This window comes from Mycobacterium sp. 050128 (genome assembly GCF_036409155.1).
Classification (GTDB): Bacteria; Actinomycetota; Actinomycetes; order Mycobacteriales; family Mycobacteriaceae; genus Mycobacterium.
The window spans coordinates 341512-353567 of sequence record NZ_JAZGLW010000003.1 but is presented as its reverse complement, the minus strand read 5'-3'; the positions used below and the strand labels follow the sequence as shown (position 1 = coordinate 353567).

At 66.9% G+C, this 12056-nt stretch carries 15 protein-coding genes and 1 tRNA gene; 6 read left to right on the top strand and 10 right to left on the bottom strand.

Annotated features, from left to right (window positions below; translation table 11 throughout):
- Nucleotides 1-57: 57 nt before the first annotated feature.
- The 5 genes from SKC41_RS22440 to SKC41_RS22420 all read right to left on the bottom strand — a co-directional run bounded on the left by SKC41_RS22440 (nt 58) and on the right by SKC41_RS22420 (nt 3459).
- Nucleotides 58-825 carry a 3'(2'),5'-bisphosphate nucleotidase CysQ gene (locus tag SKC41_RS22440; protein WP_330979870.1) on the bottom strand — a complete coding sequence of 256 codons (768 nt, stop codon included), beginning with the start codon at nt 823-825 and terminating at the stop codon, nt 58-60.
- 65 nt (nt 826-890) lie between these two features.
- Nucleotides 891-1715 carry an SCO1664 family protein gene (locus SKC41_RS22435; protein WP_330979869.1) on the bottom strand — a complete coding sequence of 275 codons (825 nt, stop codon included), beginning with the start codon at nt 1713-1715 and terminating at the stop codon, nt 891-893.
- Nucleotides 1699-2286: a DUF3090 domain-containing protein gene (locus SKC41_RS22430; RefSeq protein WP_330979868.1), complete on the bottom strand. Its 588-nt coding sequence runs from the start codon at nt 2284-2286 to the stop codon at nt 1699-1701. The genes SKC41_RS22435 and SKC41_RS22430 overlap by 17 nt, the downstream gene beginning before the upstream one ends.
- Before the next feature lie 63 nt (nt 2287-2349).
- Nucleotides 2350-3090 carry a histidine phosphatase family protein gene (locus SKC41_RS22425; RefSeq protein ID WP_330979867.1) on the bottom strand — a complete coding sequence of 247 codons (741 nt, stop codon included), beginning with the start codon at nt 3088-3090 and terminating at the stop codon, nt 2350-2352.
- Between the two features lie 66 nt (nt 3091-3156).
- Nucleotides 3157-3459, bottom strand: coding sequence for a hypothetical protein (locus tag SKC41_RS22420; RefSeq protein WP_330979866.1), 303 nt, complete (start codon nt 3457-3459; stop codon nt 3157-3159).
- Between the two features lie 109 nt (nt 3460-3568).
- On the opposite strand from SKC41_RS22420, the gene SKC41_RS22415 reads away from it, so the two are divergent.
- From SKC41_RS22415 to SKC41_RS22405, 3 genes are read left to right on the top strand one after another with little or no spacing between them, the layout of a single operon-like run.
- Nucleotides 3569-4627 carry a YncE family protein gene (locus tag SKC41_RS22415; protein ID WP_330979865.1) on the top strand — a complete coding sequence of 353 codons (1059 nt, stop codon included), beginning with the start codon at nt 3569-3571 and terminating at the stop codon, nt 4625-4627.
- The gene (locus SKC41_RS22410) at nt 4624-4878 is read left to right on the top strand and encodes a DUF5703 family protein (RefSeq protein WP_330979864.1); all 255 of its coding nucleotides are present in this window, start codon (nt 4624-4626) and stop codon (nt 4876-4878) included. Before SKC41_RS22415 ends, SKC41_RS22410 begins: the two co-directional genes overlap by 4 nt.
- A gap of 14 nt (nt 4879-4892) precedes the next feature.
- On the top strand, nt 4893-5963 hold the full coding sequence (locus SKC41_RS22405) for a quinone-dependent dihydroorotate dehydrogenase (protein WP_330980093.1): 1071 nt from the start codon (nt 4893-4895) through the stop codon (nt 5961-5963).
- 13 nt (nt 5964-5976) lie between these two features.
- Here the strand turns inward: SKC41_RS22405 and SKC41_RS22400 are convergent, their stop codons facing one another.
- Nucleotides 5977-7338, bottom strand: coding sequence for an HNH endonuclease signature motif containing protein (locus SKC41_RS22400; RefSeq protein WP_330979863.1), 1362 nt, complete (start codon nt 7336-7338; stop codon nt 5977-5979).
- A 237-nt stretch (nt 7339-7575) separates the two neighbouring features.
- Between SKC41_RS22400 and SKC41_RS22395 the strand changes: the two genes are divergently transcribed.
- A complete protein-coding gene (locus SKC41_RS22395; protein ID WP_330979862.1) occupies nt 7576-7914 on the top strand; it encodes a hypothetical protein in 339 nt (112 codons plus the stop codon).
- On the opposite strand, the gene SKC41_RS22390 is transcribed toward SKC41_RS22395, so the two are convergent.
- The 3 genes from SKC41_RS22390 to SKC41_RS22380 are packed head-to-tail and all read right to left on the bottom strand — an operon-like array spanning nt 7908 to nt 10390.
- Nucleotides 7908-8468, bottom strand: a complete 561-nt coding sequence (locus SKC41_RS22390) for a dienelactone hydrolase family protein (RefSeq protein ID WP_330979861.1) — start codon at nt 8466-8468, stop codon at nt 7908-7910. The genes SKC41_RS22395 and SKC41_RS22390 overlap by 7 nt on opposite strands.
- 18 nt (nt 8469-8486) lie before the next feature.
- Nucleotides 8487-9017, bottom strand: coding sequence for a YbhB/YbcL family Raf kinase inhibitor-like protein (locus tag SKC41_RS22385; protein WP_330979860.1), 531 nt, complete (start codon nt 9015-9017; stop codon nt 8487-8489).
- Nucleotides 9018-9043: 26 nt separating this feature from the next.
- Nucleotides 9044-10390 carry a M20/M25/M40 family metallo-hydrolase gene (locus SKC41_RS22380; protein ID WP_330979859.1) on the bottom strand — a complete coding sequence of 449 codons (1347 nt, stop codon included), beginning with the start codon at nt 10388-10390 and terminating at the stop codon, nt 9044-9046.
- Nucleotides 10391-10517: 127 nt separating this feature from the next.
- Between SKC41_RS22380 and SKC41_RS22375 the strand changes: the two genes are divergently transcribed.
- Nucleotides 10518-10682 (top strand): hypothetical protein, encoded by a 165-nt coding sequence (locus SKC41_RS22375; protein WP_330979858.1) that lies wholly within the window; start codon nt 10518-10520, stop codon nt 10680-10682.
- Nucleotides 10683-10772: 90 nt separating this feature from the next.
- Nucleotides 10773-10858: transfer RNA gene (locus SKC41_RS22370), tRNA-Leu, on the top strand.
- 148 nt (nt 10859-11006) lie between these two features.
- Here SKC41_RS22370 and SKC41_RS22365 read toward each other — a convergent pair.
- Entirely contained in the window at nt 11007-11765 is a 759-nt protein-coding gene (locus tag SKC41_RS22365) for a TetR/AcrR family transcriptional regulator (RefSeq protein ID WP_330979857.1), read from the bottom strand.
- Nucleotides 11766-12056: the final 291 nt, after the last annotated feature.

Sequence of the window (12056 nt, the reverse complement as noted above, 5' to 3'; positions counted from 1 at the left end):
GATGCGGCCCGCGCAGCGGGCGGCTGAGGAGGCGGGCAATCGGCCTAGGCGGGGCGGTCAGCGCCACGCGTCGCGGATGGCCGCGAGCAGGATCGGCGCTACCTCCGCACGGCACATGACGAAGTCGGGCAGGTACGGGTCTTCCTGGTTGTAGCGCATCGGCGAGCCGTCCAGCCGCGACGCGTGCATCCCCGCCGCCATCACCACCCCGGCCGGCGCCGCCGAATCCCACTCCCATTGACCGCCGGCGTGCAGATAGGCGTCGACGTCGCCGTCGATGATGGCCATCGCCTTGGCGCCCGCCGAACCGATCCCCACCGGCTGGATCGCCAGCGACTGCCGGATGCGGTGCAGCACGGCCGGTGGCCGGGTGGCGCTGACGGCGATGCGCAGCGGGTGCGGAATGCCGACCCGCGCCTGGCTGTCGTTCACGGTGTCGCTGCGATACACGATGTTGTCCCGCGCCGGCAAAGAGACTGCCGCATCGGTGATTTCGCGCCGGCCATCGACGGGACGCTGCCACAGCGCGATGTGTACCGCCCAGTCGTCACGCCCCGGGGTGGAGAACTCGCGGGTGCCGTCGACCGGGTCGATGATCCACACCCGGTCGTGCTTGAGCCGCTTCAGATCGTCGTAGGCTTCCTCGCTGAGCACGGCATCGTCGGGGCGCTCGGCCCGCAGCCGCCGCAGGATCAGCTCGTTGGCCAGGCTGTCACCCGCGTCGCCCAGCATCCACGGATGACCGAAGCCGACCTCCTCGCGGACTTTCAGCAGCAGCTCCCCGGCGTCGGCGGCGAGATCGGCGGCCAATTCGGCGTCAGTCATCTCCTCCGATTGGTCTTGAGAGGCCGGGCGCACCGTTTCAGTATCGCCGACGGCGATGCCGGACCCTAAAAGGCGGGCCAGGGAATGGGGCGATGCCGATTGGGGACGGGCATCACCGGGTTGTCCAGCAGCGCGTGCGCCCGCATGCCCAGCGCCGCGATCTCGGTGCGGGTGATCTGGCCAGCCAGCGCATCGCCGAATTCATCGCCCAGCGCGTCGCACAGGCCGGCAATGGCCTTGCACGTCTGATCGTCGATCGGCTTGCCGGCCCAGCCCCACAACACCGTGCGCAGCTTGTTCTCGACGTGCAGGCACACTCCGTGGTCGACGCCGTAGATGTGGCCCTCGAGATCGCGCAGCACGTGCCCGCCCTTGCGGTCGGCGTTGTTGATCAGCACGTCGAACACCGCCATCCGCCACAGGCGAATGTCGTCGGCGTGCATCAGAACGACCTCGTCGCCGCGGTAGTCCTGGGCGCGCAGTACCGGCAGATAACCCGGCTGCTGCCGACCGGCGGGAAACAGGTCCACCAGATCCGGCCCCGGCCGCGGATCGCTGTCCACCTCGTCGCCGGGCTGCTTCACCCACAGCTGCAGCATGCCCGGTCCCGCCGGACCGTGACGAATGATGGTGTAGGGCACCAGGTTCCAGCCCAGCTGTGCCGACACCTGGTACGCGGCAAGCTCGCGGCCGGCCAGCGTCCCGTCCGGGAAGTCCCACAGCGGCTGCTCGCCGGAGATCGGCTTGTAGACGCAGTGCACGGTGGAGTCGCCCAATGTGGCCTCGCACAGGAACGTGGCGTTACTGGCCGAGCGGATCCGTCCGAGAACGGTCAGCTCGCCGTCGCGCAGGACCTCGCGATCGTCATTCTGGTTATTCAGTGGGGTCATCGTTGGACCCGAGCAGCGCGCCGCGCTTATAACCGTTGGAGCGCGCGCAAATGTGGCCCTCAGGGTCCAGCGGTTCGTCGCACAGCGGACATGGCGGGCGTCCCGCCGAGATCACGCGATTGGAGCGGGTGGCGAACTGCCGCGCCGACTCCGGGGTCAAGAACACCCGGACCGCGTCGGGGCCTTCGTCGGTGTCGTCGAGCACCACCGAGGCGTCGAACTCGGCGTCGGTGACGGCCAGCAGTTCGACCACGACGGTCTGGGCCTCCGAGTCCCAGCCCAGGCCCATGGTCCCGACCCGGAACTCCGCGTCGACGGGCGTGATGAGCGGGTTGAGGTCGTCGACCTCGGACGGCTCCGGCGGGACCGGCGTACCGAACCGGCGGTTCACCTCGAGCAACAGCGCGCCGATGCGTTCGGCGAGCACCGCGACCTGTTGCTTCTCCAGGACCACCGACACCACCCGGGAATCGCCCACCGCTTGGATGTAGAAGGTCCGATTTCCGGGGTGACCGACGGTCCCGGCCACGAAGCGGTCGGGAGTGCGGAATACATGGATTGCGCGAGCCATGGCACCTCCAAAATACCGGCTGTTGCCGTCGCAAGGCGATTCGATTCGGTTGCCGCGACCGACTTAGTCTGTGGATCCCCCGACGACCGCGTCGCTCGACGGCTCCGCTTCGGCCGGTTGTTGTTGCGGCTCTTCTGATTTGTCGCTCTCGTCGCCCGTCTGGGGTGGCGGACCGGCCCGCAGCGCCGCGGCCAGCCGTCGACCGGTGTGGTTGACGTGTAACACGAACGGCCGCAACGGGGTGTACCGGATGACGCTCACCGACGCCGGGTCGGCGGTGACGCGCTGGAAGCCGTCCAGATGCATGCCGTAGGCGTCGGCGATCAGCGACTTGATGACATCACCGTGAGTGCAAGCCACCCACAGCACATCACCGCCGTGCTCCTCGCTCAGCCGCCGGTCGTGTTCCCGCACCGCGGCCACCGCGCGCGTCTGCACCTGGGCCAGCCCCTCGCCACCGGGAAACACCGCCGCGCTGGGGTGCGCCTGAACGACCCGCCACAGCGGCTCCTTGCCCAGCTCGCCGATCTTGCGGCCGGTCCATTCTCCGTAGTCCACCTCGGCGAGCCGGTCCTCGACGAATGGCTCCAGGCACAGCGCCTCGGCCAGCGGCGCGACCGTGTTCCGGCAGCGCAGCAACGGCGAGGTGATCATCGCGCGGATCGGCAGGTCGCCGATCCGGTCGATCAGGCCCATAGCCTGCTCGCGGCCCTTGTCGTCGAGGTCGACGCCCTCGGAACGGCCGGCCAGGACGCCCGCGGTGTTCGAGGTCGACCGGCCGTGGCGCAACAGGATCACAGTCACGTCGCGGCCGCCGTTTGTGTCACGACGACGACCGTACCCGGTGCGATTCGCCGCGCCCGGAAGTGACTAGCGAGAGACGGGCACCGCCGCCGCGACCGAGTCGCGCACCGCCGCGGTCAAACTGCGCTCGTCGGTGAGGTCGATGTCGACCAGACCGCGCACCGCCGTCGCGACCACGTCCTCGGCCTGCGGAACGGGCCCGGCAAGACGCGGCCGGTAAATTTCGACGATGAGCGAGCGATGCTCGATGTGGAACGAAAAACTGCGTCCGTCACCAACTTGTCCGTATCCGCTCGCAAAGATGCCGGTCGAAATGTCTTCGAAAGCAAACTCTTTGTGTGCGGTATGCCGGTCAGCGATGACGGTCATAATCCGACCATACCTCTCCAGTACGGGCGCATGTCGGCAACATGGCCCGATTGGATGCGGAGCCGTTCCTTAGAATTTGTATCCATGTCCCCCGATTCAAGGTTGGTTGTTGCTATCACGTCGTAAGACCAAGAAACGAACAGCTCAACGATCTTTTGTTAGATTGGTCACTTTGCTGGCGTTAGTCGCTGGTTGTTCATCGAATCCGCTCGATAGCGCCCCGCCCACCATCGAATCCGCGTATCCCGCCCAGTCGCCGCCGGTCTCGCAGAATCCGGCCGGCACGGTGCGGCCCCTGGCCGCTCACGTCGCGGCGACGGTCTTCGACGACGGCACCCACCAGCTGGCGGTGTTGACCCCCGGCGCCGGTCCGGGGGCGGCCGCCAGTGTCGCGGTGTTCGGCCCCGGGCAGCTCGCGCCGCGGGTGATCGGGCTGCCGGGCCCGGCGACCGCGCTGACCAGCGACGGCCACGGCACGGCCTACCTCGCCGCCCGCGGCGGCTACGTCGTGCTGGATCTGACTGGCGGCCACACCACGCAGGTAAACGTCGCCGATTCAGCCGGCGTGGACTTCACCGCGATCGCGCGCCGGGCGGACGGCAAGCTGATGCTGGGCAGCGCCGACGGTGCCGTGTACACCGTCGGCGCTGCGAGCGCGGACACTGCGACGGTGCAGAACCGGACGAAGGTTTTCGCCCGGGTTGATGGGCTTGTGACACAAGGAAATACGACGGTGGTTCTGGATCGCGGACAGACCTCGGTGACGACGATCGGCGCCGACGGCCGGGTCGCACAGTCGCTGCGGGCCGGCGCGGGCGCGACCACGATGGCCGCCGATCCGGTAGGCCGGGTCCTGGTGGCCGACACCCGCGGCGACGAACTGCTGGTGTATGGAGTCGACCCGCTGATCCTGCGGCAGGCCTACCCGGTGCGCCAAGCCCCGTACGGACTGGCCGGCTCTCGGGATTTGGCCTGGGTGTCACAAACCGCATCGAATATGGTTATTGGTTACGATTTATCAACCGGAATTCCCGTCGAAAAGGTGCGTTACCCAACTGTGCAGCAACCCAACTCGTTGGCCTTTGACGAGGCATCGAACACCTTGTACGTGGTGTCGGGGTCCGGTGCGGGGGTCCAGGTCATCGAGCGCGCGGCGGGAACGCGTTGACGGCGCCGCGGTGGAGTCGCCTACCGGCGGGCTGGGTCGCGGACATGTCCGACGACTACGAATGGGTTCCGCTGCGCCTGCCCCCGGAGGTGACCAGGCTCAGCGCCTCCATCCGGCTGTCCATCGAGGCCGAATACCGTGGCTGGGAGCTTACCCGGGTGCGGTTGTACAACGACGGCAGCAGACGGGTGTTGTTGCGCCGCAAGAAAACTCGCATCAGTGACCGACGGCCCGATCAGCCGGAACTGTGACGGTGGAAAACGGTCTGTACGGTCTGGCGCGCCGCCTGTTCTTCTTGATCCCGCCCGAGCGGATTCACACGCTGGTTTTCACCGCGCTGCGCGTCGCGACCGCCGTCGGGGTGCCGCGCCGGCTGCTGCACCGGCTACTCGGGCCGAGTGATCCGGTGTTGGCCAGCACGGTGTTCGGCGTGCACTTCCCCGCGCCGCTGGGGCTGGCCGCCGGCTTCGACAAGGACGGCATGGGGCTGCGCACCTGGGGCGCCTTGGGTTTCGGGTATGCCGAGGTCGGCACCGTGACCGCGCACCCGCAGCCCGGCAACCCGGCACCGCGCCTGTTCCGGCTGCCCCAGGATCGGGCGCTGCTGAATCGGATGGGGTTCAACAATCACGGTGCCGGCGAGCTGGCCACCCGTCTGGCCCGCCATCAGCCGGACGTGCCGATCGGGGTGAACATCGGCAAGACCAAGGTCACGCCGGCCGCCGAGGCCGTCGACGACTACCGGGCCAGCGCGCGGCTGGTCGGCCCGCTGGCGTCGTATCTGGTGGTCAACGTCAGCTCGCCGAACACGCCGGGGTTGCGCGATCTGCAGGCGGTCGAATCGTTGCGGCCCATCCTGGCCGCGGTGCTCGCCGAGACGTCGGTGCCGGTGCTGGTCAAGATCGCCCCGGATCTCAGCGATTCCGACGTCGACGACATCGCGGACCTGGCCGTCGAGCTGGGACTGGCCGGCATTGTCGCGACCAACACCACGGTGTCGCGAGAGGGTCTGCGCACCCCGGGAGTCGACGAGCTGGGGCCCGGCGGCATCTCCGGGCCGCCGGTGGCACACCGCGCCGTCGAGGTGCTGCGCCGGCTCTACCGCCGGGTCGGCGATCGCCTGGTGCTGATCAGCGTCGGCGGCATCGAGACCGCCGACGACGCGTGGGAGCGCATCACCGCCGGCGCCTCGCTGCTGCAGGGTTATACCGGCTTCATCTACGGAGGCGGCTTGTGGCCCAAGCACATTCACGACGGCATTGCGAGGCGGCTGCACGACGGCGGTTTCGCCACACTGAGCGATGCGGTCGGGTCGGCGGTCAGCCCGCCGACCTAGGCCGCCCGCCCGGCTAGGCCACTCCGTCTGCTCCGTCGACTAGCAGGACTTCCGGGTGATGAAAGGTGTTGACCCGTGGCTGATCTCGGTCGAGATGTGGTGGCGGAATCCATTCGGTGGCAACGTCTTTGCGCTTTCGGGTCTTCCAGCCCTTCTCGAGCAGCTTGTGATCGGGGCCGCAGGCCAGGGTGAGCTGGTCGATGTCGGTGCGGTGGGTGATCGCCCAGTCTTCGACGTGGTGTACCTCGCACCAGTAACCGGGTACGTCACAGCCCGGTCGCGTGCAACCACGATCCTTCGCGTACAAGACTATTCGCTGTCCCGCAGAGGCCAGCCGTTTGGTGTGGTACAGCGCCACGGGTTTGGCGTCGTCAAAGACCGCCAGGTAGTGGTAAGCGTCACGGGCCAGCCGGATCACGTCACTCATGGGAAGCAGGGTGCCGCCGCCCGTCAGCCCTTTGCCGGCCGCGGCATCGAGATCCTTCAGTGTGGTGGTCACGATGATGGTGGTCGGTAAACCGTTGTGCTGACCCAGCTTTCCGCTGGCCAACACGGCGCGTAGGGCGGCGTTAAGGCCGTCGTGATTGCGCTGGGCGGCAGTCCGGATATCACGCCGCGCGACAACGGCGGCGGGTGTGCCGTCCACGACGGGCAGGTCGTCCTCGGGATTGCACATACCGGGGGAAGCCGTTTTGGCCAGCACGGCTTCAACGGTGGCGCGGGCTTCGGGGGTCAGCCAGCCGGACAGCCGCGACATGCCATCGATGTCTTGCTTACCCAGCGTGAGTCCGCGGCGGCGGGCGCGATCGTCGTCGGTGAAGTTGCCGTCGGGGTTGAGGTAAGCGGCCAGCCGGTCTGCGAGCTTGGCCACCTGGTCGGGCCGATAGTGGGTGGCATGTTCGGCCAGATCCTTCTCGGCGTATTCCCGGGTCTCGATGTCCACCCAGGAGGGCAGCGCGTCGAAGAACTGGCGGATCACCGCGACATGGGATGAGCCGATATTGCCGTCGCGCTGGGCCTTTGCCGTCGCGGTCAATCGCGGGGGCAGCGGTTCGCCGCTGATCGCCCGCCGCGGCCCCAGATCGGCCGCCTCAGCAATACGCCGGCCGGCCTCACTTCGCGTGATCCGCAGCTGGTGGGCCAGCGCAGCGGTCAAGGTTCCACCCAGCTCACCGGAGTCGGACTGTTCGCCGAGCTGGTTGATCAATTCATGCCCCGGAACCCGCAGCCGCCGGGTTTCGCATTCGAGCCGCTCAAGCAGTGCCAGCCGTTCCGGTGTGGTCAGCGCATCGTACGAGTGGTCGACGATGCGCGAGACCGCGCCGCGCAGTGCGTCGAAGTCCTCTTGGATCTCCTCGCGACTACTCGAACACATATTCGAATAATATGTCCCACCGCCGACAAAAAGGCCCGATCTGAAACCACTGAAACCAAAGTGACTCAAGTGATTTGAGATGTTGGGAGCCGGCGAGACGACTTCACCGGGAGCCAATCAACATCTTTGCGCTAGCGACAAGATGCGAGCTAAGAGCGATTTTGTGTTTCGCTGTTGGTTGCCTCGCGTCAATGTATGGTGGCCGCACCACAATCGATCCTTCCGAGGAGGCCGCCGGTGCGATTCAACCGATTGACGATCGTCGGAACGACTGCCATGGCAGTGGTGATTGCGGGCTGCGTCGGCGGCACGGCGAACGGCGAGCCGCCCGACACCTCCACGTGTTACGACCTTGGCAATGCCAAGGACGACCTCATGCTCGCGTCGAAACCGGAGACCGCCCGCAAAGCTGCCGACACGCTGGAGAAGTACAGCCCTCCCGACGCGGTTAAAGCTGCGATCGAGCATTTCGTCACCACCGTTGGCATCCAACCCAGCGATTCGACTCTCGACGCCAATCGCAGCTCAATTGCCGACTGGCTCAGGCAAATGTGCCCAATGCTGCACACTTACTGAAGATACTCCGCGACGAAATCGACTGTGCGACGGTGCCATTCAAAGTACGGTCGCAGCATCGAATGGTCCGCACCCGCGATGCCCACCCACTGCGCGTCCAGCCCGCGCTGGCGGGCTCGTACCGTTTGGATGCGCGATGCTTCGGGGTCGGTGCGGGTGTCGGCGGTGCCGTGCACCACCAGCAGCCGGGTCGACGGCGGAATCAGGTCGCCGTCATCGCGGGGCCAGTACGGTGCCAGCGCAACCACCGCGCCGACCCGTCCACCGGCAGCAAGCCGAGTCGCGACTCGACCACCCATCGAATGGCCTACCAGCACAATGTTTTTCGCATCGAACTGATGACTAACGGAGTCAAGCACCGCAGTGGCGTCGACCACCGCGTCGTATCGCGGGCTGTTCCAGCCACGAAGGCGGTACCGGACGAGTCGCACCTCGACGTCGCGGCCCAGCCGCCACCTCAGGGCGGCAGCGACCAACATCATCCGGACGTTGGCCGGCTGCCACCACCGCGACGCCTCGTCGCTGCGCACCCGCCCGCCCGGTAGGACGAGCACAACTGCGCGAGGTTTCACCTACTTCTGTTCGTAGGTGCCGTAGATGTAGGCCCGCGCGATCGCGTGCTGGAACAGGTTGAAGCCGAGGAACGCCGGGCTCGCGTCCTCGGTGAGGTCGATCTTGTCGACATCGACGGCATGCACTGCCACGTAGTAGCGATGCGGACCGTGCCCGGGCGGCGGCGCGGCGCCGATGAAACGCCGCATGCCGGCGTCGTTGACCAGCTGCTGGGCGCCGCCGGGCAGCTCGCGGCCGTCGCCCGCGTCCTCGGGCAGCTCGGTGACGTCGGCCGGCAGGTTGGCCACGGCCCAGTGCCAGAACCCGGACAGCGTCGGGGCGTCGGGGTCATAGACGGTGACCGCGAAGCTGCGCGTCTCCGCGGGGAATCCCGACCAGCTCAGCTGCGGGCTCACGTCTTCTCCCCCGGCGCCCATGATGCCGCTGACCTGCGGCGTCGCCAGCGGCTGACCGTCGGTGATCGAGGTCGAGGTCAAGGTGAACGACGGCAGCTTGGGCAGCGCGTCATACGGGTCGGACGGCAAGCTCATTGGCGATCCTCTCGTTTCGGTTTTCTCTAACAGTGGGTCAGGAAATGGGCCAGCACGTCGGTGCCGAACCGCAGCGCATCGACGGGTACCCGCTCATCGACGCCGTGGAACAGAGAAGCAAAATCCAGCTCCGGCGGCAACTTCAGCGGCGCGAAGCCAAAGCAGCGAATGCCTATGCGCGCGAAGGCCTTTGCGTCAGTCCCGCCGGACAGCATGTAGGGCACGGTGCGGCCGTCCGGGTCCACCGCGAGCACCGCGGCGTTCATCGCGTCGACCAGATCGCCGTCGAAACTGGTCTCGTACGACGGCAGGTCCCGGATCCACTCCCGGGTCACGTCTGCACCGAGCAACTCGTCGATCTCGGCCTCGAACGCGGCCTGCCGGCCGGGCAGCACGCGGCAGTCGATCACCGCCTCGGCGCTGCCGGGGATCACGTTGGCCTTGTACCCCGCCTTCAGCATCGTCGGGTTGGCGGTGTCACGCACGATCGCCTTCAGCATGCGGGCCATCGGGCCGAGTTTTTCGATCGCGCCCTCCAGATCGCCGGAGCCGGTGTCGAAGGTCAGGCCGGTCTCGTCACTGATGGCGGCCAGGAACTCGACGACGGTGTCGGTCATTACCAGCGGAAACTGGTGCCGGCCGATCCGGGCAACGGCCTCAGCAAGCAGCGTGACCGCATTGCGGTCGTTGGCCATCGAGCCGTGCCCCGCCTGGCCCCGGGCGGTCAGCTTCATCCACTGGATGCCCTTCTCGGCCGTCTCGATCAGATACAGCCGGCGTTCGCCGCCGTCACGACGCGGCACGGTCAGCGAGAACCCGCCCACCTCGCCGATCGCCTCGGTGACGCCCTCGAACAGCTCCGGGCGGTTGTCGACCAGCCAATGCGACCCGTACTTGCCGCCATGCTCCTCGTCGGCCACGAACGCGAACAGCAAATCACGCGGCGGCACGATGCCGGCCTGCTTCAACTGTCGGGCGACGACGATCATCATCCCGACCATGTCTTTCATGTCGACCGCGCCGCGGCCCCAGACATAGCCGTCCTCGACCGCGCCGGAAAACGGATGCACGCTCCAATCGGCGGGTTCGGCCGGCACGACGTCGAGATGCCCATGGATCAGCAGTGCGCCCCGTGAGCTGTCGGCGCCCTTGAGGCGGACGAACACATTGCCCCGCCCGGGGGCGCCGGATTCGAGGTATTCGGGTCGGTAGCCGACCTCGGCGAGCTGCTCGGCAACCCAGTGGGCGCATTCGGCCTCGCCCTGCGTGGTCTCGGGGTCACCGGTGTTGGTGGTGTCGAACCGGATCAGCCTGCTGACAACTTCGACCACATCGTCGCTTGGATGGTTGGGAACTCCGTTCTCAACTGTCACAACCACCTTTCCTACCACTGCCGGGGCTGCCCGGCTCAGGCAGCGGAACCCAGTCGGCCCACGATGGGCCCGGCGCAACGCCGCAGCCTTCTCAAGGTACCCAAGGGGGGTATGGTATTTTCCGCGGATGAGGATAGCGGGCCTGGCCGCCGTAGCCGTTCTGGGCGCCGCCGTGCTGGGGCTGGTTGAGGTGGCCGCCGCCGCTCCCACCCACGCCCAGGTCGCCGGCCGTGCAATCCAGGGCCATCAAGGCGGATGTCTGCCCTGTCGGGTGCGCCACCACCACCGCTAGCTCGCCGTCGAATCAAACCGCCGTCGGCAAGCTAACTTGGGTCCGCGCGGGCCGATCCGCTAGCCTTAGCTGCCAACTCTCGTTGGTCTGGTCCGAGTGGCGGAATGGCAGACGCGCTAGCTTGAGGTGCTAGTGCCCTACTAATGGGCGTGGGGGTTCAAGTCCCCCCTCGGACACATACGAATCGGCGAGCGGAATGAACGCCAAAGCGCCGGGATCGGTTATCCGTGGCGCGCGGCAATCGCAGACCTTCGCTGTTGGTCAATTCTTTGTGGCGCTCCGATTTTCACCAAGGCAGCCGACGCGACGAGGGATGCGTGTGGCTTACCGAGGGGCCGACGCGCGTCGGGGCCTGAGCTCCTCGATGCGATCGAGGACCTCATCGAGTGCCGTTTCGAGCGGAGCGGGGTCCCGGCGAATCTGCGCGAGCAGCATGCCGCCTTCGACCGCGGCCAACAGTGCGGTCGCCAGCCGGTCGGGATCGGCCTTGCGGCGCAGATCGCCCCGGTCGCACATGGCCCGTAGGCCCTCACGGATCGCCGCTTCCCACTGGTCGAATCCGCCGGCGAGGTCGGCTCGACACTCCGGAAAGGCCTCGACCAGCTCCCCGACCAGCGACCCGACCGGGCAGCCGCCCTCACAGTTGCGCTGGCGAAGCGTGTCGACGAGGAGGTCTCGCCAGGCGCGTAACCCGTCCATGCTGTCCAGCCCGCCCAGCGTTGCCAGGAGTGCGTCGATGCGGTACGCGATGACGGCCCGGATCAGCGAATCCTTGTCCCCGAAGTAGTGATACACCTGCGAAACGCCAACGCCCGCCGCCTTCTGGACGTCACCGAGACTCGTGCCGGCGACACCATGGTCGTGCATCAGTTGCGCTGCTGTCGCCACGATGCGCTCCCGCGTGGCCCGTCCCTTGGGGGTGAGCCGTCGCGGCTCGGTGACCGATTCGTTCGCTGCCATCACGTTGGCCAGGTCTGGCGAGATCTCGTCGCTGCGGGCCCCGCTGCCCTGATCCCCTTTCCGATTCGTCTCATGCTGTCCGTCGTTCCAGTGCGTGGTGCTCGCGCGCCGCGAACCCTGCATCGTCTTACCGGGTTCTGCACGGTCCCGCTCGCGGCAACCTGGAAGTCAGTGTAGCTCTGACCGCACCCCAATAGTGTAGTCAACACTACATAGCACGATGCACCATCTGTTGCCGCAAGCACGGGGTCGCTTCCGCCGCGGTGCGCCTGCTCGTTGCTATCGATAGTTCTAAATATGCTTAATACCATCATATTTAACGATGTAACAGCTATCTGCGCCGGACGGCCTAGTGGTAGACATGCGCCTACTTGGAAGGGATGATTATGTAGCGTAGAGTACAAACCATATGTA